The organism is Ruegeria sp. CDSB013, assembly GCF_059611165.1.
Genome location: NZ_JBXWPA010000007.1, coordinates 42,436 through 62,734, shown reverse-complemented (window position 1 = coordinate 62,734; position 20,299 = coordinate 42,436). Strand labels below are relative to the sequence as shown.

At 58.0% G+C, this 20,299-nt stretch carries 24 protein-coding genes; 12 read left to right on the top strand and 12 right to left on the bottom strand.

What is annotated here, in order from left to right:
• Window positions 1-14: 14 nt before the first annotated feature.
• Window positions 15-593, bottom strand: a complete 579-nt coding sequence (locus AC2FJF_RS13260) for a TetR/AcrR family transcriptional regulator (protein ID WP_496725821.1) — start codon at window positions 591-593, stop codon at window positions 15-17.
• 102 nt (window positions 594-695) lie between these two features.
• On the opposite strand from AC2FJF_RS13260, the gene AC2FJF_RS13255 reads away from it, so the two are divergent.
• Window positions 696-1,289: an NAD(P)H-dependent oxidoreductase gene (locus tag AC2FJF_RS13255; RefSeq protein WP_282169812.1), complete on the top strand. Its 594-nt coding sequence runs from the start codon at window positions 696-698 to the stop codon at window positions 1,287-1,289.
• Window positions 1,290-1,415: 126 nt separating this feature from the next.
• Here the strand turns inward: AC2FJF_RS13255 and AC2FJF_RS13250 are convergent, their stop codons facing one another.
• The 5 genes from AC2FJF_RS13250 to AC2FJF_RS13230 all read right to left on the bottom strand — a co-directional run bounded on the left by AC2FJF_RS13250 (window position 1,416) and on the right by AC2FJF_RS13230 (window position 5,446).
• Window positions 1,416-2,288: a sterol desaturase family protein gene (locus AC2FJF_RS13250; RefSeq protein WP_496725820.1), complete on the bottom strand. Its 873-nt coding sequence runs from the start codon at window positions 2,286-2,288 to the stop codon at window positions 1,416-1,418.
• A gap of 252 nt (window positions 2,289-2,540) precedes the next feature.
• A complete protein-coding gene (locus AC2FJF_RS13245) occupies window positions 2,541-3,146 on the bottom strand; it encodes a pyridoxamine 5'-phosphate oxidase family protein (protein ID WP_496725819.1) in 606 nt (201 codons plus the stop codon).
• Window positions 3,133-3,873 carry a lysophospholipid acyltransferase family protein gene (locus tag AC2FJF_RS13240; protein WP_496725818.1) on the bottom strand — a complete coding sequence of 247 codons (741 nt, stop codon included), beginning with the start codon at window positions 3,871-3,873 and terminating at the stop codon, window positions 3,133-3,135. The genes AC2FJF_RS13245 and AC2FJF_RS13240 overlap by 14 nt, the downstream gene beginning before the upstream one ends.
• Window positions 3,873-4,772: a cell division protein FtsX gene (locus tag AC2FJF_RS13235; protein ID WP_496725817.1), complete on the bottom strand. Its 900-nt coding sequence runs from the start codon at window positions 4,770-4,772 to the stop codon at window positions 3,873-3,875. The genes AC2FJF_RS13240 and AC2FJF_RS13235 overlap by 1 nt, the downstream gene beginning before the upstream one ends.
• Window positions 4,769-5,446, bottom strand: a complete 678-nt coding sequence (locus AC2FJF_RS13230) for a cell division ATP-binding protein FtsE (protein ID WP_496725816.1) — start codon at window positions 5,444-5,446, stop codon at window positions 4,769-4,771. The genes AC2FJF_RS13235 and AC2FJF_RS13230 overlap by 4 nt, the downstream gene beginning before the upstream one ends.
• 184 nt (window positions 5,447-5,630) lie before the next feature.
• Between AC2FJF_RS13230 and AC2FJF_RS13225 the strand changes: the two genes are divergently transcribed.
• On the top strand, window positions 5,631-6,350 hold the full coding sequence (locus AC2FJF_RS13225) for a zinc-ribbon domain-containing protein (RefSeq protein ID WP_496725815.1): 720 nt from the start codon (window positions 5,631-5,633) through the stop codon (window positions 6,348-6,350).
• 6 nt (window positions 6,351-6,356) lie between these two features.
• Here AC2FJF_RS13225 and AC2FJF_RS13220 read toward each other — a convergent pair whose 3' ends face one another.
• The 5 genes from AC2FJF_RS13220 to argH all read right to left on the bottom strand — a co-directional run bounded on the left by AC2FJF_RS13220 (window position 6,357) and on the right by argH (window position 12,058).
• Window positions 6,357-8,900: a TIGR02302 family protein gene (locus AC2FJF_RS13220; protein WP_496725814.1), complete on the bottom strand. Its 2,544-nt coding sequence runs from the start codon at window positions 8,898-8,900 to the stop codon at window positions 6,357-6,359.
• A gap of 36 nt (window positions 8,901-8,936) precedes the next feature.
• Complete coding sequence (gene lysA / locus AC2FJF_RS13215) at window positions 8,937-10,202, bottom strand: diaminopimelate decarboxylase (protein WP_496725813.1); 1,266 nt, start codon at window positions 10,200-10,202, stop codon at window positions 8,937-8,939.
• Between the two features lie 53 nt (window positions 10,203-10,255).
• The gene (locus tag AC2FJF_RS13210; protein ID WP_496725812.1) at window positions 10,256-10,405 is read right to left on the bottom strand and encodes a hypothetical protein; all 150 of its coding nucleotides are present in this window, start codon (window positions 10,403-10,405) and stop codon (window positions 10,256-10,258) included.
• Window positions 10,406-10,487: 82 nt separating this feature from the next.
• Complete coding sequence (locus AC2FJF_RS13205; RefSeq protein ID WP_496725811.1) at window positions 10,488-10,670, bottom strand: argininosuccinate lyase; 183 nt, start codon at window positions 10,668-10,670, stop codon at window positions 10,488-10,490.
• Complete coding sequence (gene argH, locus AC2FJF_RS13200; RefSeq protein ID WP_496725810.1) at window positions 10,670-12,058, bottom strand: argininosuccinate lyase; 1,389 nt, start codon at window positions 12,056-12,058, stop codon at window positions 10,670-10,672. Before argH ends, AC2FJF_RS13205 begins: the two co-directional genes overlap by 1 nt.
• 21 nt (window positions 12,059-12,079) lie before the next feature.
• Between argH and AC2FJF_RS13195 the strand changes: the two genes are divergently transcribed.
• From AC2FJF_RS13195 to yddG, 10 genes are all read left to right on the top strand, one after another.
• Window positions 12,080-12,646 (top strand): TlpA disulfide reductase family protein, encoded by a 567-nt coding sequence (locus AC2FJF_RS13195; protein ID WP_058273552.1) that lies wholly within the window; start codon window positions 12,080-12,082, stop codon window positions 12,644-12,646.
• 92 nt (window positions 12,647-12,738) lie between these two features.
• The gene (locus AC2FJF_RS13190; RefSeq protein WP_058278908.1) at window positions 12,739-13,068 is read left to right on the top strand and encodes a hypothetical protein; all 330 of its coding nucleotides are present in this window, start codon (window positions 12,739-12,741) and stop codon (window positions 13,066-13,068) included.
• A 60-nt stretch (window positions 13,069-13,128) separates the two neighbouring features.
• Window positions 13,129-13,515 carry a hypothetical protein gene (locus tag AC2FJF_RS13185; RefSeq protein ID WP_472722833.1) on the top strand — a complete coding sequence of 129 codons (387 nt, stop codon included), beginning with the start codon at window positions 13,129-13,131 and terminating at the stop codon, window positions 13,513-13,515.
• On the top strand, window positions 13,512-14,483 hold the full coding sequence (locus AC2FJF_RS13180; protein WP_496725809.1) for a sterol desaturase family protein: 972 nt from the start codon (window positions 13,512-13,514) through the stop codon (window positions 14,481-14,483). Before AC2FJF_RS13185 ends, AC2FJF_RS13180 begins: the two co-directional genes overlap by 4 nt.
• 90 nt (window positions 14,484-14,573) lie before the next feature.
• Window positions 14,574-14,762 carry a hypothetical protein gene (locus tag AC2FJF_RS13175; RefSeq protein ID WP_113792041.1) on the top strand — a complete coding sequence of 63 codons (189 nt, stop codon included), beginning with the start codon at window positions 14,574-14,576 and terminating at the stop codon, window positions 14,760-14,762.
• Between the two features lie 103 nt (window positions 14,763-14,865).
• Window positions 14,866-15,699, top strand: coding sequence for an EAL domain-containing protein (locus tag AC2FJF_RS13170; RefSeq protein WP_496725808.1), 834 nt, complete (start codon window positions 14,866-14,868; stop codon window positions 15,697-15,699).
• A 183-nt stretch (window positions 15,700-15,882) separates the two neighbouring features.
• Window positions 15,883-17,058, top strand: coding sequence for an acetyl-CoA C-acetyltransferase (locus tag AC2FJF_RS13165; protein WP_496725807.1), 1,176 nt, complete (start codon window positions 15,883-15,885; stop codon window positions 17,056-17,058).
• Between the two features lie 187 nt (window positions 17,059-17,245).
• Window positions 17,246-17,968, top strand: a complete 723-nt coding sequence (gene phbB, locus AC2FJF_RS13160) for an acetoacetyl-CoA reductase (RefSeq protein ID WP_496725806.1) — start codon at window positions 17,246-17,248, stop codon at window positions 17,966-17,968.
• 303 nt (window positions 17,969-18,271) lie between these two features.
• The gene (locus AC2FJF_RS13155; RefSeq protein WP_496725805.1) at window positions 18,272-19,219 is read left to right on the top strand and encodes a transcriptional regulator GcvA; all 948 of its coding nucleotides are present in this window, start codon (window positions 18,272-18,274) and stop codon (window positions 19,217-19,219) included.
• Complete coding sequence (yddG, locus tag AC2FJF_RS13150; RefSeq protein WP_496725804.1) at window positions 19,216-20,082, top strand: aromatic amino acid exporter YddG; 867 nt, start codon at window positions 19,216-19,218, stop codon at window positions 20,080-20,082. Before AC2FJF_RS13155 ends, yddG begins: the two co-directional genes overlap by 4 nt.
• Here the strand turns inward: yddG and AC2FJF_RS13145 are convergent.
• The gene (locus AC2FJF_RS13145; protein WP_082637184.1) at window positions 20,079-20,243 is read right to left on the bottom strand and encodes a YdcH family protein; all 165 of its coding nucleotides are present in this window, start codon (window positions 20,241-20,243) and stop codon (window positions 20,079-20,081) included. The two genes, yddG and AC2FJF_RS13145, sit on opposite strands and share 4 nt — an antisense overlap.
• Window positions 20,244-20,299 lie beyond the last annotated feature (56 nt).

The following is a 20,299-nucleotide window of genomic DNA, read 5'->3' as shown; positions in this document are numbered from 1 at the left end:
AACCCCGGCCGCCGTCAGGTTGCCGGGGTTAACCACGCGTCCAGATAGATTTCCAACCTGTCTGAAAAACTCTCTGCTTCATGCAGAGCGCAGAACTTCAGCGACATTGACTGAATAGCAAAAGCCTGAACCCCCTCGGCCAACAAGTCGGGGGAAATGTCCTTGCGCACCTTCGCGGTTTCCAACCAACCAGCGACCAGTCGGACATAGCGTTCGAAGCAGCGCGCTATGGGCCCGATCTCGGTGATTGCGGTAGCGCCTGAGTACCGGATGATCAGATCGAACACATAACGCTCGGACGTCATGAAGGCGTGGATCGGTTGCAGGGCATCGGCGATTTCGGGGGCCGTGCGTGGGGCGGGGACCTGTTCAATCTGATCGAAACAGGCAACCAGCCTCTCACCAATCAGCATTTCCATAAGCGCGTCTTTGTCCCGGAAATGCGAAAAAAAGGTTCCCTTTGCGACCCCGGCTGCCTGAACCACGTCTTCCACCCGCAAAGCCTGATAGCCGTTTCTTTCGATAACGTCCTCTGCCGCCTCAATTAATCGGGCGCGCGTTTTAAGGGTTCTCTTTTGAACTGTCTTTTGCATATGCCCTGTTCGCATGTTTTTTGACCATGGTCAAATTTTGTAATTGACCGTGGTCATTTTTTTCACTTATAAACTGACCACGGTCATTTTTGGAGATTCGCGATGCAACCTAAGAAAATCCTGATCCTCGATGGACACCCAGGCGAAAGCAGCCTGTCCCGGACATTTGCAGAAACCTATGCCGACGCGGCCAAACGACAGGGGCACGACGTTCGCATGATTCACCTGAGCGACTTGCAGTTTGACCATGACTTCGGTCAGGGAAACTATGAGGACTTCAAACCGTTGGAACCCGCATTGGAACAAGTGCTGCAGGATTTTGAATGGAGCGAACACCTTGTCCTGACAGCACCGATGTGGTGGGGCGGCTTGCCGGCCAAGCTGAAAGGTTTGATTGACCGGGCATTCATCCCCGGACGCACCTTCGACACGCGAAATACAACAAGGATCGGCTTTCCAGCACCTATGCTGACAGGGCGCACAGCGCGGGTCATCCTGACCTCGGACACGCCGGGCTGGTTCATGCGTTTGATCTACAGGCAAGCCCTGATCCGCCAGATCCGCGATCAGATTCTGGGATTTGTCGGCTTCAAACCGACCCGGTTCACTTACTTTTCGGGCGCCAGCTATCCCAAACCCGGCAGCGTGGATCGTTGGATATCAAAGGTAGCCCGGATCGGTGCCGCGGCAGCCTGATCCCGTGCTTACCCGACCTATTCAAGGCCGCTCGTAAAGTTGCGCTCACCTACGGCGGCAGGTCGATCCAATAGTGAATTCAATATGGGACAACCCGGGCGTAACCGGGTGGTCGACCGATTAACATTATTCCGCTGGCTCGTTGGTGACAGAGTTAGTTTGAGCCGACGGCTTTTTGGGCCGGAACAGACGCCACGCATCCTGGAACGGCAACACGTACAGTTTCAGGCAAGAGTCCAACCTCAGGCCGTTGTCCTTTTCCGTTACACCAAATTTCACGTCCCTGTTGTCTTCAGGCATCACGTAAGTGCCGAAAACCACATCCCAGAATGGGAACATGAAAGCAAAGTTCTTGTCCAGGTGATCCGGGTGACAGCTGTGATGCACGTGATGATGCGCGGGTGACGGAAATACTTTTGACCAAACACCGGGCCAACGCAGCCAAATATGGGAATGGCGCAAATTATAGCCCGCGAAGTTAAACAGGAACATAAAAACCGGAACGCCCAGAATAACAGGAAGGTTAGGGTGATATCCCAAGATCCGGAAAGTGAAGCCGGTGATAGCCCCCCCGCCCAGACCAATCAAAATATTGTAAAAAAAATTATCAATCGGATGCTCGCGGAAGTTGGAAATCGGGTGCATCACTTCAGCGCTGTGATGGACTTTGTGAAATTGCCACAAAAGCGGGATTTTATGCTGTAGATAGTGCGCAAAAAAGCCAAGAAAATCTGCGACAAGGAACAGTACAGCCATATACGCAACGGTGATACCGGCGCCTGTCCAACCCTCTAAGGACTGTGCCGGAGCAGCTTCATTGATACTGAACCCGCCGCTCGCCCAATAGTAGGACAGAGCCGCTGCAGCAGCGGACAGGCCAATCATCAAGAAGTGACCAATAAACATATGAAAAAAGAAATATCGGACATCAAGCCAAGCTGAAGGGTGCCTCCAGACCTTTTTAGGGAACAGAAAACCAACAAAGCTCTTTTCGCCCAAAACCTCAGATGTGTTTTTTCGATTTCTGACGTAAATCCAGAACGCGATCAAAACCGAACTGCACAAATAAACGTAGTAGATTCGATTAACGGGATCGAACGGATACATAAGTACATTCCGAACATGTTCAAAAAACGAGTTCAGAAGGGATTGTAACTGCTGCATTGTGGCCTCGGATCGTTTTTTACATCCTTAATTTTGGCCGAGCATTTGTCCACACTAGTGACAATTCCGTGACGATTTGTGGTCAGTTCACCACATCGTCTTCGCGGCGCGCGCGCCCCATTCCTGATCATATTGCGTGCCGCCTTCGTCGCCGTCTGACGCCTCGGCGAGGATTTCACCGACGGTCGGCACATGCGCAGTCTCGTCGCCGCTGACCCAAGTACGGGCCCGCATCAAGGCGCGGGCGCATTGGGTGTAAATCTCAGTGATTTCGAAAACGATCACTGTTGCTGGTCTTTTGCCCTGCTTTTCGAACCGCGCGCGCAAATTTTCATCAGCTGTCACATGCGCCGTGCCATTCAATCGCACGACACTGTTGGACCCCGGCACCATGAACATCAACGACACTCGCGGGTCGCGAACGATATTACGCAGGCTGTCCAGCCGATTATTTCCGCGCCAGTCAGGCATCGCCAGTGTGTGCGGATCAAGTTCCAGTACAACCGGGCCGTCGTCACCTCGCGGGCTGCCATCGACACCCTCGGTCCCGACGGTGCTGAGGATGCACAGGCGCGACGCCATGATCCATTTGCGATAAAGCGGAGTGAGCTGTCTGGCCACTTTGCGCAGTGAAGGCGCGCCCGGTGTGCCGTAGAGCGCCTCAAGCGTTTCGATGTTCTTAATGAGCTCCATCCGGTTCAAACCCCACTTCTCGCATCAATGCATTGGATCGTGTTTCGATCACGTCTTCCAGACGTCCAAGAAATTGATCCCGCCCCACACCCGGTTCGATCGGGTCAAGAAAGTCGACAATTGCAAGACCAGGTTTGCGCATAACCCCGGTACGCGGCCAGAAAACACCAGCATTCGTCGCAACCGGCACACAAGGAAAGCCCAGCCCTTCATACAGAACTGCCGTCCCAACTTTGTAAGGTTTCTTCGCCCCCGGTGCGACGCGTGTGCCCTGCGGGTAAATCACAAGCTGCCCGGGTTCAGAGAACTCTTTAGCCACGTCTTTGACCATCTTGGCGACGGCAGCGCCCTTTCTGCCGCGATCAACCGGTATGCACCCAAGGCGACGGGCATAGAGACCGATAACCGGGGTATACAGCAGTTCCCTTTTCATAATGAACTTGCCGTGCGGAATGGCGCTGAAAATCATGATGATGTCGAGAAAGGACTGGTGTTTGGCTCCAATTACGACCTCGTCCACTGGAACGTTTCCGCGAACCTCACAACGGATGCCAACCATCCAGCTTGCCAACCAGATCGTCGATCGCGCGTAGGTTTTACAGGCCTGCAATGCCCCACGTTTTGCAAACAACGCGTAAGGGGCGAAGACGATACCAAGGATCAGCATCCACGCATAAATCACGATCATGAAGATCAAAGAGCGCACCCATTGGACCGCTGTAGCCATCACGAAAGCTCCTTCAATTTGCGCACGGCCGCTGTCCAGGTGGCCAAGAACGCCACCGCAGCCCCCAGCAGAGGTATCAGCGCAGGCAACAGCCAGCCAACCCCCTGAAAACCCAATCCAGTCAGAAACCCGCCCTCTACCGAGGCTTCGGGCAACAGAAGAACACCGGTCATGCCGAACAGCACCCCGACCAGCGCACCGAAGAAAGCGCGATATGTGAACCGCCGTACAAATGCGCTGGCGATAAAACGATCACGGGCACCGACCAGACGCAGGACTTCGATGATCTGCGCATTGGCCGCCAATGAAGCATTGGCCGCCAGCGTAATCATCGCCGCGGTTGCGCCTCCGATCAGCAGGATAGACACCCAGCCCAATCGCCGCAGCGAGTTTGCCGCCTCGACCAGCGGCTCGCGCCAGCGTGAATGGTCGTCCAGCACGGCGCCGGGCACTTCGGCACCAAGTCGCAAGCGCAAGCCAGCGGTATCTAGACCCGGTTCGCCCTCGATGATTTCTATTAGTTGCGGAACAGGCAGAGTATCCAGCGGCAAATCAGGACCGAACCACGGGGACAAAAGCGCGACCTGTTCCTCTGCGGCCAGGGCGCGTGCCGACGCAACGCCAGGGGTTTGGGCCAGCACGGTCAGCGCGGCCTCGGTCTGGGCGGAAAGTTGTTCGGCGGGCGCGTTAATACGCAATGTGGCAGCCCCCGCCAGTTCCGATGCCCAACGGTCGGCCAGCCGGCCTGATGCCAGCGACAAGGCAAGCGCGAAAACGGCCAGAAAGGCCATCGCACCGGAAACGAACAGGGTCAGTTGCGCCGTGTAGCCGGATGGCGGAACAACCCGATCTGCGCGTTTGTCGCGCACCAGCATGCTGCGGATGGTGCCCTTGTTCATAGATCCGCCCCCGCCAATTGAATCTGGCGCTGCGATATCCGAAGGACGCGGGCCTGAACCTGGCTTTTGGCCGCGCGGATCAGGCTCAGGTCATGGGTTGCGATCAGCACGGTCTTGCCCATTTTGTTCAACTCGACCAGCAGGCGCAGCAATCGCTGGGACATTTCCCAATCCACATTGCCGGTCGGCTCATCTGCCAGCACAACGTCCGGTGACAGGATGACAGCCCGCGCCAATGCCGCGCGCTGACGCTCACCCCCGGAAAGTTCCGGCGGAAGCGCATCGAGCCGTGTGCCCAGCCCGACCCAGTTCAGCAATTCCAGCAGGTCCTCTTTCTGCGCATTCTCGCCTTTGCCGGACACCATCAATGGTAACGCGACGTTCTCAGCCAAGGTCATATGGTCCAGAAATCGGCAATCCTGATGCACGACCCCGATCCGGCGACGCAGCAGCGCCATCTGATCTCGGTCCAGGCGTGCAATATCCTGCTCAAATGCGCTCAGCCGTCCTGATGTGGCCAGCAACGCGCCATAACACAGCTTGAGCAAGGTCGTCTTGCCCGCACCCGACGGACCGGTCAGAAAATGGAACGACCCCGGCTGCAACTGAAGCGACACGTCGCTCAGCAACTCACCATCACCATAGGTGTAGCTGACGTTTTCCAGCTCGATCACAAGGGCCCCCAATTATTGTTGCCGCCCTTCTTGCCCGAGCGCGGTTGTGGTTTCAATGCCTGCACCGGGTCGAATTGGTGACACTTGCCGTGTGAAACCGAAAACACCCTTTGCGGTCAGGTCTTAACGGAATAACATCCCTGAAAAAACTATTATCAGGTCGGGCCCCCGACCGGGAGGCAGCATGCGTCTTACTTGTCCGAATTGTGGTGCTCAGTACGAAGTGCCAGACGAGGTCATTCCCGAGGAAGGCCGCGATGTGCAGTGTTCCAACTGCGAAAAGACTTGGTTTCAGGCCAAATACCCCGAAACCGCATCTGAACCGGTAAGGCCGGAACCGCCCGCGGACGAACCCGCGGCAAAGGCGGAAACGCCAGAGATTGTCGCGAAACCTATCGAAGAGCCCGAACCTGCCGCAGCTTCCTCGACCGGCAATGTCGACCCGGCGGTTGCCAACATCCTCAAGGAAGAAGCGGCCCGCGAAGCAGACCTGCGCGCCCACGAAGGCAGCAGCCTTGAGACGCAGACCGATTTGGCTCTCGACGCACCGCCCGAAGTGGAAAAAGCCGCCAAGGACCTGATCGCGACGGAAACCGCAAAGGATTTCGGTCAGAAAGACGAGCTGCCGGATGTCGAGGCAATCAATTCCAGCCTGCGCAGCGACGATCCCTTGCCAAAGCTGGACGAGGACATGCCCCCGCCCCGCAAGTCTGGCGGGTTTCGGCGCGGATTCTTGCTGATTCTGGTTGTCGGCGTGGCCCTGCTGCTGATCTACAGCAATTCCCAGAAGATTTCCGAAGCGGTGCCGCAGGCTGATCCGGTTCTCAACAGTTATGTCTCTCTGGTGGATCAAGCGCGTTTGTGGCTTGAAGCACAGACCGGGTCTGGCACCTCTCAGAACTAACTGAGATCAGAACCTTTCTAACAGGCGTTTGAGGTATTCCAGTTCAATCTGGGGGCGATCCGATTCCCCAGTCCGGCGGCGGATTTCGTCCAGCAATTCGCGGGCGCGACGATAGACATCTTCACCCTGCAACAGGTTTTCATCGGTCGAGATTGTGCCATTGGCCCCCGGGCTGCGGCCCAGCGGATCACGGTTGTCGGCTTGCATGTCGCCTTCCTGCGACCCTTGGCCCGGCTGGTTCTGCTGATTTTGGGCCAGTGCTTCGCCCAGAGATCGCATGCCCTCGCGCAGGGCCTCCATCGCTTCGGACTGTTGGTCGATTGCTTCGGCCAGATCATCGCCGCGCAGGGCTTCTTCGGCACCCTCCATCGCGCGCCCGGCACGGTCCAGTGCATCGCGTGCCGCATCGCCCTCGGGGGTTCCGGCGCCCGGCAATCCCTGCTGCTGGCGGTTCAGCTCATCACGTAATGCCTGTTGGCGATCCGCAAGGGACCCCTGGCCTTGCTGGCCGCCGCCCTGTTCGTCAGTCCCCTGACCCTGGCCGCCCTGCCCTTCATGGCTTTGGCCCCGGCCCTGCCCACCCGAACGGCCTTCGTTGCCCTGGCTTTCGCCGGCTTGCGCGCCCGGGTTGAACTGTTCTTGCAGGTCACGGAAGGCCTGATCGCTCAGGCCCTGCTGTTCGCGCAGAGTTTCGGCCAATCCTTCCATCGCCTGCTGGCCTTCGGACTGTTGCCCCTGACCCTGGCCCTGGGTGACGCGCATATTCTCCATCATCTGCTGGAACTCTTCCAGCGCTTGCTGCGCTTCGGCCATACGGCCCTGTTCCATCAGCTCTTGAATGCGGTCCATCATGCGCTGCAGGTCGTCCTGCGTCATTTGCATGGACTCGCCGTCCTGACCTTGCTGGTTCTCGTCGAACTCGCCGTTTTCCTGCGCCAGACGCTGCAATTGGCGCATGTAGTCCTGTGTCGCCTCGCGCAGTTCCTGCATCAACTCGGCGATCTCTTCATCGGTCGCACCGTTTTTCATCGCCTCAGTCAGGCGCTCCTGCGCACGGCGCATGCGTTCCAACGCGTCGGCAAGGGTGCCGTCTTCGATCAGAACGCCTAGCTCCCAAAGCGCCTCGGCGATTTCTGCCTGCTGTTCCGGCTTCAGGCCGTATTCATTAAACATCTCCAACCGGCGCAGGATCACGCGCAGGCGCAGATAGGCGGTGTCTGACCGGAAAAGCTCTTCGGGCAGGTGCGATACCGCCCGCAGCATCTGCGAAACTCGGGTCGCGTTTTCGCGCGTCCACAGTAGATCGCGACGCTGTTCGATCACGGCAGCCGCCAGCGGATCAAAGAACCGGCGTGCGGGCAACGCAGTCGCATAAGGCTCGGATTGCCCCTCTTGATCCGCCGCGTCTCGGGCCATCAGGGTGACTTTTACCGGCAAATGCGCCCATGGATGCTGTGAAAAATCCTCGATAAGATCTTCGGTGAAATCCGCCCGGTCGCCGGTGATCGGCATGGGTAGTTCAACCGTTATGACCTCGCGCGGCTCAGGCGCAGCCGTCAGACCGTACTGCCGGTCGACTGAGGCCAGATCCAACTCGATCACAGCCGAGCCGGATACCACTCCGTAATCGTCGTTGGCCGCAAATGGCAGTTTCATCTGACCGCCAGCCTCCGACTCGGCCGAACCAGCCACGGCCACCTGTGGGCGGGTATCCGCGATAACATTCAGCGCCCAGTTCCGTCCCGATGGGCCGTCGATTTTAAACTGGCCCGAGCGTTCGACGACAAAATCCTGTTCCGGCTCAGTCGCGGCCTCAGTACCCAATGGCGTGGTGGTTTCCGTCAAACTGTGCGCGCCAATTTCTCCGTAGAAACGCAGTGTGATACGGCTGCCCTGCGGGACAGACAGTGTTGGATCGGATTGATCAGCCAGATAGAGCGTCGGTAGCCCGGTGTAACGCGGCGGCTCAACCCAGCCTTCCCAGCTGGGGCCTTGCCCTGCCACGGCAGCGCCCGGCGTCATCTCGGCCACCGAGCCGATGCGCCAGAACGATCCGAACATCGCTGCGATCACCAGCGCAAGCAGTGCCGAATAGCGCAGCGCATAGGGGTCGCGATCGGCCAGCCGCAAATCGGGTTTGACAGGTTCCGCCTGCGCAACACGTCGCGCCATCCGATTCTGGTGTGCGTGCCACAGTGCAACGGAATCCGCGTCCTTCGCGCCGATGGCTTGATCGTCGATCAAAGCTTGAATCGGCCGACCGGGCAGTGCCGCATCCAGCCGCATCAGCGCTTCGGCCCGTGTGGGGAAATGGAATCGCCTTGCGCCTACAAACAGCGTCGCGGCCAATCCCAGCAGTGCTACCGCGCCCACGCCCCAGACGATTTCAACGCGGACCTCGTCCTGCAAGCCCAGCATCAAAGCCGCCAGAATCGCCATTAAAACCGAGAAAAACGGCCAAAACGCGCGCAAAAACTGCTCGGCCAGCATCCCTGCGTGCGTCAGCCACAGGGACAGTCTTGGGATCGGCAGGTTGTGTTTTGCGCGCAAGGCGGGCCTCCTGGTCGGGCCCGCGCGCCTATCGCGTCAAAGCCACTCAGGTATGGTATCGCGGTTTATGATTTCGTCAAAGCTTGGGCGTTCACGAATAACTGCAAATTGATCCCCATGCACCAGAACCTCTGGGATCAGGGGACGGGTATTGTATTCGCTGGACATCACCGCACCATAGGCACCGGCACTGCGGAAGGCGACCAGATCGCCTGGCGCAAGGGGCGGCATGTTGCGTTCCTTTGCAAAAGTATCACCGCTTTCGCAAACCGGGCCGACAATGTCATAGGGTTGCTGTTCGACGCCTGGAGCAGGTTCATTTACGGCAACGATGTCATGATGCGCCTCGTACATCGCCGGACGGATCAGGTCGTTCATCGCGCCGTCGAGGATCAGAAAATCACGGCCCTCGCCGGATTTCACGTAGATCACTTTGCTGACCATCAAACCCGCATTACCGGCAATAAGACGCCCGGGTTCGATTTCAATCTCGCAGCCCAGATGGCCCAACGTTTTCTTTATCAACGCGCCATACTCCACCGGCAAGGGCGGTGCGTCATTGGCGCGGGTGTATGGAATGCCCAATCCCCCGCCCAGATCAAGGCGTCGGATTTTGTGGCCCTCGGACCGCAGCTTTTCCGTGAGTTCGGCGACCTTGGTGTAGGCCATCTCGAACGGCTCTAACTCGGTCAGTTGCGAGCCGATATGGACGTCGATACCGATCACCTCCAGCCCAGGAAGGCTGGCTGCATGTGCATAGACCTCAGATGCGCGCGCGATCGGGATGCCAAACTTGTTCTCGGACTTGCCAGTCGCGATCTTGGCATGGGTCTTGGCGTCCACGTCCGGGTTCACCCGAACGGTGATTGGTGCGACCACTCCCAGCTCCAACGCGATGGCGTTGATCACTTCCATCTCGGGTTCGGATTCGACGTTGAACTGGCGGATACCGCCGTTCAGCGCAGCGCGGATCTCATCCGCAGTCTTACCAACGCCCGAGAACACGATCTTGTCGCCCGGAACGCCGGCCGCCTTGGCACGCAGATATTCCCCGCCCGAGACCACGTCCATTCCCGCACCGGCCTGTGCCAGCGTCTTCAGGATCGCCTGATTGCTGGCCGCCTTCATCGCATAACAGACCAGATGATCCATGCCGTCCAGCGCATCATCGAAAAGCTGGAAATGCCGCAATAACGTCGCGGTGGAGTAAACATAGAATGGTGTTCCGACCGCAGTTGCGATTTCGGAAATCGGGACATCCTCGGCGTATAGCGCGCCGTCGCGGTAGAGAAAGTGATCCATGACTGCGCGCTTAGACCAAAATGGCCACGCGGATCAATGGATTCCGCGCAAGATCAGTTCGATGTGGAAACACCGACCCGGCCATAACCCGAGATTTTGATGCCGTTCCCGGTTGATGTCTCTGCGGGCTCGGGGCGGGGTTTAAATGTTGGGTCGCAGGCTGCCAGTACGACTAGCGAGAGGATCAGGCCGATGATTTTCATTGTCTTGACTTCTATTTTGAATTTGGCGCTCGGCCACTATGCTGCTCAATTAGGCACGGTAATTCGAGATTGCTATCGACGATTACAGCCCCAGGAAAACGCCGAGCCCGCCGCGTCGCAGACCGACCCCGACACCGCCATAGGTGCCGCTGCTGCCGACACCGATATTTGCGCTCATCGTGGGTTGGATGGGTTCGCCGTCCGCTCCGCAGCCGACCAGAAGAGCCCCGGCCGAAATAAGAAGCACCACACGTAGTATCCGCATCACACCAGCGCCTTCCACCGCTTGACCTGGGCACGCACCTGATCCGGCGCGGTGCCACCATAAGACTGGCGTGAGTTTACCGAATTTTCGACGGTAAGGACAGAATAGACATTGTCGGTGATGTCCGCATGGACCGATTGCATGTCTTCCAGCGTCAGATCAGGCAGGTCACAACCCTTGCTTTCCGCCATGGCGACTAGCGATCCGGTAACGTGGTGCGCGTCGCGGAACGGCAGACCCAGCACACGGACCAGCCAATCGGCCAGATCGGTCGCAGTCGAAAAACCAGACCCTGCTGCGGCAGCAAGGCTTTCGCGGTTGGCCGTCATGTCCTTGACCATGCCTTCCATCGCGGCCAGAGCAAGCATCCAGTTGTCTGCGGCATCAAAGACCTGTTCCTTGTCTTCCTGCATGTCCTTGGAATACGCCAGCGGCAATCCCTTCATAACCATCATCAGCGCAGTATTGGCGCCGTAAATCCGACCCACTTTGGCACGGATCAGTTCTGCGGCATCAGGGTTCTTTTTCTGCGGCATGATTGACGAACCGGTCGAGAACCGATCGGACAGCGTAACAAACCGGAACTGAGCCGAAGACCAGATGACCAGCTCTTCGGCAAAGCGCGACAGGTGCACAGCGCAGATTGAGGCGGTCGACAGGAACTCGAGCGCGAAATCACGGTCGCTGACCGCATCCAGTGAGTTGGCGGCGGGGCGGTCAAAGCCCAGCGCCTCAGCCGTCATCTGACGATCGATGGGGAAGGACGTTCCAGCCAGCGCGGCTGCACCCAAGGGGGATTCGTTCATCCGGGCGCGGGCATCGCGAACGCGGGACAGGTCGCGGCCAAACATCTCGACATAGGCCATCATGTGATGGCCCCATGTGACGGGCTGCGCAACCTGCAAATGGGTAAAGCCGGGCATGACCCAATCGGCACCAGCCTCAGCCTGCGCCAAAAGCGCGCGGATCAGGGCCAGCAGGCCGGATTCAGCCGCATCAAACTGATCGCGGACCCATAGTTTGAAATCGGTCGCCACCTGATCATTGCGCGACCGGCCTGTGTGCAAACGGCCTGCGGGTTCGCCAATCACCTCTTTCAGGCGCGCCTCGACATTCATGTGGATGTCTTCCAGCGCGGTCGAGAACTGAAATTCTCCGTTCTGGATTTCTGACAAAACAGTGAGCAGCCCTTCCCGAATAGCCTGCGCATCACTATCAGTTATAACACCTGTGGCAGCCAGCATGGCGGCATGGGCACGCGAGCCTGCAATGTCCTGGGCTGCCATCCGCTGATCGAACCCGATCGAGGCATTGATCGCCTCCATGATCGCGTCTGGACCGGCGGCAAAGCGGCCGCCCCACATCTGGTTCGAAGATTGATCGGTCATGTAAGAAAACCCGGAGTTGATATGCGCCTATTTCGTCTGATCCCCCTTTATATGGCCCTTGCGTTGGGTGCAAACGCGGCTTTGGCCACGGATGCCGAAACTCTGGCACCGCTTCGGGAGGACTCCTTAAAACGGCTGATCCTGCACAAAGAGCCAAAGCCAGTCGAAGCAGTTGAATTTCAGCTTGAGGATGACGGCGGCACCGCGACGCTTGCGGATTACAAGGGCAAGTATGTTCTGTTGAACTTCTGGGCCACCTGGTGCGCGCCGTGTCGCAAGGAAATGCCCCAGATCGCCGAGCTGCAAGAAGAATTCGGCGGCGACAAGTTCGAGGTCGTGACACTGGCCACCGGGCGCAACTCGCCAGCCGGGATCAAGAAGTTTTTCGAGGAAAACGGCATCGACAACCTGCCACGTCATCAGGACCCCCAATCGGCAGTTGCACGCAAAATGGGCGTGATCGCCCTGCCAATCACTGTCATTCTCGACCCCGACGGCAACGAGATTGCCCGCCTGATCGGAGATGCCGAGTGGAATTCGGACAGCGCCAAGGCCATCGTTTCAACCCTTGTCGAGGGCAACAGCTGAAGCATCAGGCCTTCCTGAACGTTTTGTGTTATGCTGAAACCGGCCCAGATGGGCCGGTTTTCGTTTGCAACCTGAAGGAAGGGGAGACGACGATGAAACCGGTAGTTCTGTTGATTGGAAAATTGCCCAACGTGATCGGTGATGTTGCGCGTCAATTGGATCACCTTCCGATCCAATGGCTTGGCGCGCATGATCAGGAAGAAGTCAAACGGCAGCTGGACGAAGAGCCGCGCATCGCCTGCGCGATCATGGGTGCCGGTCTTGATGACAGGATACGCGGCGAGATGGTGGGCATCATTGCGGCGCGCAGGCCCGATATCTGTATTCACCTAAAGGATCGCGCCTCGGGCCCGGACGGGTTGGTGCCGTTTGTCCAGCGAGTTGTCCAGTATGAGGTTCTGGACAGTCTGGAACATAGCTGACGCGACGCCACCTTTGACAGCCTGCCTGCCGCTTTGCACTCTGCCGCGCAGGAGGACGGAATGCCGCTTGAAATTCTATTGGTTCTGGTGGTCGGAGGCATCGCCGGGATAACCCTGTTGCTGCACCTGACAGGCAGATCCCGATTGCGCGTGCTATCGCCCGAATTGGCGTGGTCAGAATGGCTGCGTCATGCGCCGGATGATTCGATCATCGATGTCACCGTTGCACATGACGGGCACGCGGCCCTAATCCGAACCGAAACAGGAAATGGTCTGCTTTGGTCTTTCGGTGCAGACACCGTGGCCCGGCATCTGCTGGACTTTGATCTGCTGGATCACCCGCAAGGGTTCGAGGTTCAATTCCACGACTTCGGAACGCCCAAGGCCATAATCCACCTTGACGAACGCGAACGCCGCCACTGGCAGCACCTGATGGAGCCCGCATGACCGACCACGTGACTTTCCCGGACGCCGTGCAGTGGGCCGTCCCCTTTTTCATAGCTGCCATTCTGGCCGAGTTTCTGTGGATCGCCGTCAAAGGACGCGGTGGCCGCTATGAGACGCGGGACGCTGTCACATCGCTGATCATGGGGGCTGGCAACATCGCATCCGGCTTTCTGTTGGGGTTCATCGCCTATGCATTCTTCATGTGGCTGTGGCAGATCACGCCGCTGAACCTGGGCACCTCTATCCCCGTTATCCTTCTGTGCTTTGTGCTGGATGATTTCCGCTATTACTGGGTGCACCGCTTTGGTCACCGCATTCGCTGGGTCTGGGCCAGCCACGTGAACCACCACAGCTCGCAACACTACAACCTGACCACCGCCCTGCGTCAGACATGGACCTATACGTTTACCTTCATGATGGTAGTTCGCGCGCCTTTGATCCTACTGGGTTTCCATCCGGCGATGGTACTGTTCGTCGGTGGTCTGAACCTGATCTACCAGTTCTGGATTCATACCGAAGCCATCGGCAAGATGCCCCGCTGGTTTGAGGCGGTGATGAACACGCCCAGCCACCACCGCGCCCATCACGGTCGCAACGCGCGTTATCTGGATTGCAACTATGCTGGCGTTTTCATCATCTGGGACAAGATGTTCGGAACATTTGTCCCCGAACAGGAAGATGACCGCGTCGACTATGGGCTGGTGCACAATATCGGCACCTTCAACCCGCTGCGCGTGGCCTTTCACGAATGGGTTGGAATTTGGCGCGACGCGACACAACCGGGCCTGACAATTCGTCAGCGACTGGCTTATTGCTTTGCACCGCCGGGCTACAGCCATGATGGCAGCCGGGACAATTCCGAACAGATCAAGGCCAAGCATCTGGACCGCCACCCGGAAGATCGTGGAACGCCCGGATTCGAACAATTCGACACCAAACAGCCTAATACGCAAGCAAGACAGGCCTGATACCGCCGACCCAATCGACCCGTTTCTTGAAATCCGGCCCTCGCGTCCCATATCCAATCGATGTGTGCAGTGCGAGTAACCGGAGGCAACATGACCAGATTGACAACCCTTTCCACCGTTATGGGTCTTACCGGAGTGGTGCTCGCAATGTTGACCGCGCTGGCTGGCGGTGCGACGGGAATCGTCGCGTTGGGCTTTGGCATGATGCTTTTGGGCTTCATGGGTGCGCTGGTCGGTGGCTTTGCCGCGCTGGGACGTATCTGGGAAACGACACGCTGACCCAAGCCTGACCTCCATCAATTGCGTTTGTCTTAACCGCAGATTCATACCTTTCCTCTGAAATCGTCATCGGACCGACGGCGCTAAAGGAAACGGGTTGCACATGCGGAAGAAGGTACTGGCAGATTTGCCCGAAGGTGGGGACAGCCCCTTGAACGCGGCTGTCAAATCCCGCGATGCCTCGACGATTGAAATGGCGACCGAAGCGGTGAAGCACAAACAGTGCAAACTGGCCTTTCAACCGGTGATGCAGGCGAACAGGCCGCATGACGTGGCCTTCTACGAAGGCTTCATCAGAGTGCTGGACGAAACCGGTCGGGTCATCCCCGCGCGCGAGTTCATGCCACAACTGGAAAACACTCCAATCGGGCGCGAGCTGGACTGTGTCGCGCTTGAAATGGGATTGCGGACGCTGACCAAAAACCCCGACATTCGCCTGTCCATCAACATGTCAGCCCGTTCGATCGGTTACGCGCGATGGTCACGTGTGCTGGAGCGGTTTTTGAAGAAAGATGCCAATATCGGCGAAAGGCTGATTTTGGAAATCTCAGAAAGCTCGGCTATGACGGTGCCTGAGCTGGTGATCGATTTCATGGACCGGCTGCAGCCGCGCGGCATCGCCTTTGCGCTTGACGACTTTGGGGCCAGCAATTTCAGCTTTCGCAATTTTCGCGAGTTTTTCTTTGATGCTGCCAAGATCGACGGCCAGTTCATCCACGGAATCGGCGAAAATCGGGACAATCAGGCTTTGGTACGGGCCCTGATCGCCGTGGCGCGAGAATTCGAGATTCTGGTGACCGCCGAATCAGTCGAAACACAGAAGGATGCCGAATTCCTAATTGCCAACGGCGTCGACTGCCTGCAGGGGTTCCTGTTTGGCGCCCCTACCGTTTCCGCCCCGTGGAAGGCGGAAAAGCGCAAACATACAGCCAGTTAGAGTGATTTATCCGGTCCACGCCCGACCTGAGGCAAGCTGACCGTTGCTGCAACTGCAGCGTTGCGCTATGCCATGTGGAGTTGGAGCGGGGAACATGAGGCGCTCTTACTGCCACAGAGTTGTCTCTGTGCGATCCGCGCCGTCGAATATCCCGCAGGACCTTGACGGTAAAGGATTGTCTAAATGACCAACGTAGTAATCGCATCCGCCGCGCGCACCGGAGTGGGCAGCTTTGGCGGCTCGTTTGCAAACACACCCGCGCATGATCTTGGGGCCGCCGTACTGGAGGCCGTAGTCGAACGCGCAGGCGTGGAAAAGGGCGAAGTCAGCGAAACCATTCTGGGACAGGTTCTGACGGCAGCTCAGGGTCAGAACCCCGCCCGTCAGGCGCATATCAATGCCGGTCTGCCACAAGAAAGTGCGGCCTGGGGCCTCAACCAGGTTTGCGGCTCGGGTCTGCGGGCCGTTGCTTTGGGCGCACAGCACATCCAACTGGGCGACGCTGATATCGTTGCTGCAGGTGGTCAGGAAAACATGACTCTCTCGCCCCACGCCGCCGCTCTGCGGGCCGGTCAAAAAATGGGCGACATGAAATACATCGATACGATGATCCGCGATGGTCTGTGGGATGCGTTCAATGGCTATCACATGGGCCAGACCGCTGAAAACGTCGCCGAGAAATGGCAGATCAGCCGTGACATGCAGGACGAATTCGCCGTCGCCTCGCAGAACAAAGCTGAAGCCGCGCAAAAGGCTGGCAAGTTCGCCGACGAGATCACGCCCTTCACCATCAAGACCCGCAAGGGCGACATCGTGATGGACGCTGACGAATACATCCGTCATGGCGCCACCATGGAAGCGATGGCAAAGCTGCGTCCGGCCTTCGCAAAGGACGGTTCGGTCACGGCCGCAAACGCATCCGGCCTGAATGACGGCGCGGCGGCGACCCTGCTGATGTCCGCCGAGAATGCTGAAAAGCGCGGGATCGAGCCACTGGGCCGTATCGCATCCTATGCAACCGCCGGTCTGGACCCGTCGATCATGGGCGTAGGCCCGATCTACGCTTCGCGCAAAGCGCTGGAAAAAGCGGGCTGGTCCGTTGAAGATCTGGATCTGGTCGAGGCGAACGAAGCGTTTGCCGCACAGGCCTGCGCCGTGAACAAGGACATGGGCTGGGATCCGTCAATCGTGAACGTGAACGGCGGCGCCATTGCCATCGGTCACCCGATCGGCGCTTCGGGCTGCCGTGTTCTGAACACGCTGCTCTTCGAAATGAAGCGTCGCGACGCGAAAAAGGGTCTGGCGACCCTGTGTATCGGTGGCGGCATGGGCGTCGCCCTGTGCGTGGAGCGCGACTAATTGCGTTGATAACCAAATAAAAAAGGGCGTCTATTGGGCGCCCTTTTTTGTTACATTGGGCCCTTAACCCAAAGATGCGACGATATTGCCACGCGGAATTTAGAGAATCATGACGAAACAATATTGCGCACGATCACCTCTCAAAGTAACAGCATTACCAAGACGACTTAAATTGGAGGATTCCTAAATGGCACGTACAGCACTCGTTACCGGCGGCTCCCGCGGCATCGGCGCAGCAATTTCCAAGGCGCTCAAGGCCGAAGGGTACAATGTTGCAGCCACCTATGCGGGGAACGACGAAGCCGCCGCGAAGTTCACCGAAGAGACCGGCATCTCCACCTACAAGTGGAACGTCGCTGATTACGACGAATCCAAAGCCGGAATTGAAAAAGTCGAATCTGAAGTCGGCCCTATCGACATCGTGGTCGCCAACGCGGGCATCACCCGCGATGCACCGTTTCACAAAATGACCCCGGAACAGTGGCACCAGGTCATCGACACCAACCTGACCGGCGTGTTCAACACCGTGCACCCCGTCTGGAACGGCATGCGCGAGCGTAAGTTCGGTCGTGTCATCGTCATCAGCTCGATCAATGGTCAGAAGGGTCAGTTCGCTCAGGTGAACTATGCCGCGACTAAAGCAGGCGATCTGGGTATCGTGAAATCGCTGGCGCAAGAAGGCGCGCGTGCAGGCATTACCGCCAACGCGATCTGCCCCGGCTATATCGCAACCGAGATGGTGATGGCTGTTCCCGAAAAAGTCCGCGAATCCATTATCGGCCAGATCCCAGCAGGTCGCCTGGGTGAGCCCGAAGAAATCGCGCGCTGCGTGGCGTTCCTGGCATCCGACGATTCTCAGTTCATCAATGGCTCGACCATCTCGGCCAACGGTGCGCAATTCTTCGTCTGATCTGAAGCGTAGAAAAGACAACGGGCCGGTCCATTTCGGACCGGCCCTTATTTATCCCGTAAGAACGCGCGCGCTGCGCTCAGCGGGAACCGAATAGCCACATAAGGGCGTGTTTGATCATCTTGCCACGTTCAGCATGGGCCCGCTGAAAGGCGCGGGCAGCTGCGGGGTTGGTCGTCATTTCGATCATGGCAGTCTTCCTTTCAGTTCAGCTGCGTTTGACTTGAACCCAATATGCGCCTTATCAATCAAGACGGCAAACGAGCTTTCTTTGGGTTTCAGTTAAGATATTCTTGTGTATCTATGAGCGACTACCTTCCCCCGCTAACTGCCCTGCGTGCCTTTGACGCCGCAGCACGCCACATGTCCTTTGCCAAAGCCGCAGAGGAGTTGCGCGTGACCCCGGCAGCCCTGTCTTTCCAGATCAAATCGCTGGAGGAACATCTGGGCCGGCCCTTGTTTCACCGCTTGAACCGCGCGGTTGAGCTGACCGAGGCCGGACGCGCCCTTGCCCCCGGCGCGGCCGATGGATTCGCCGCATTGCAGACGGCGTGGCAAGCTGCGCGCCGACAGGGCAACGATACCTCGCTGACCGTGACAGCAGGCCCGGCGCTGACAGCCAAGTGGCTGGCACCGCGCCTGTATGAATTTGCAAGGGCGCATCCCGAAATTGATCTCAAGTTCTCGGCAACATTGCGGATCATGGACCTTGAACGTGATGACGTGGATGTCGCCATTCGGTTTGGTTACGGTGGCGATGAAGGGCTGTATTCCCTACAAGTTCGCAAGGAATGGCTGACCCCGGTGATGACACCAGATCTGGCCGAGCAATTCCCCACCCCCGACAGCCTGCGGGACGCACCATTGATCTTCGACGATTCGATTGCGTTCCTGCAACCGCCCAGCGATTGGCCGACCTGGTTTCGCGCGGTCGGAGTGGATTATGCCCCAACGCATGGGGCGCATTTTTCGAACGCAGACCACGCAATTGATGCTGCGGTTGCGGGCGTGGGCGTGGTACTGGGTCGCCGGGCTATGATCTTGAAGGACCTTACCGAGGGGCGTCTTGTTGCTCCGTTCAAGACGGCTATCGAAACACAAGGCCGGTTTCGGTTTCTGTGCTTGCCAGGTGCAGAAGACAGACCCCAGATCGCCGCTTTCCGCGACTGGTTCATGGCCGAAATTGAAAAGACCGCGCATATCTCGGACGAATTCAACATTATTCCGGTAGAAGAAGTTCAAAGCCCATGACCAAATCGCGCGCTACAGCCATCGGGTTTGCCGCCGTCTTGCTGTGGTCGCTGCTCGCCTTGTTCACAGTCGGGTCATCCCCCACGCCGCCATTATTGCTGAATGCAATATGCTTTTCTATTGGTGGAACACTTGGCCTGATCTGGACCTGGCGCAGCGGTGGGCTACAGCAGTTGCGTGACGTGCCGTGGACCACCTATCTGTTCGGCACGGTCGGGTTGTTCGGCTATCACGCACTATATTTCTCGGCCCTGCGCATGGCTCCGGCGGCCGAGGCTGGTCTGATCGCATATCTCTGGCCATTGCTCATTGTGCTGTTTTCCGGACTTTTACCAGGCGAACACCTGCGCATCGGACATTTGTTCGGCGCGTGCCTTGGGTTCGCAGGGGCCGCCGTGATCATCGCCGGGGGTGGCAGCACCGGGTTTCAGACCGACCACCTGCCAGGCTACGCGTTGGCCTTGTTATGCGCGCTGACATGGTCTGGATACTCGGTCCTGTCGCGTCGGCTGGGCGATACACCAACCAGCTCTGTCGCCGTTTTCTGCATTGCGACTGCCATCGCGTCCGCCGCGCTGCACCTAGCTGTCGAAGATACCGTCTGGCCTGACAGTGCATTTGGCTGGGCGTCAGTGATCGCCCTAGGTCTGGGGCCGGTGGGGTTGGCGTTCTATGTCTGGGATGTTGGGGTCAAGCAAGGCGACATACAACTCTTGGGGACGGCGTCGTACGCGGCACCCTTGTTGTCTACGCTAGCTTTGGTTGTGGCCGGGATCGCCGCCCCGACCTGGGGTCTGGCGATCGCGGCCCTTTTGATTACTGGCGGCGCGGCCATTGCCGCGCGGGCGAGTATGAAAACCTAGGCTGACAGGCGTTCGATCTCTTCTTTTAGCCTTAGTTTTTGTTTTTTGAGTTGAGCAATATGGAGATCATCGATGCCTGGCGAGCGTTGGGCTTGTTCAACTTCAAGACCGAGAGTTTCGTGCTTTTTCTTCAGTTCGGTCAGATGTGCGCTCACGCTCATGGCGATACTCCTTCGTTGGTGTCTCAGGTTCACGTAAGAAGTTGACCACATCGTTT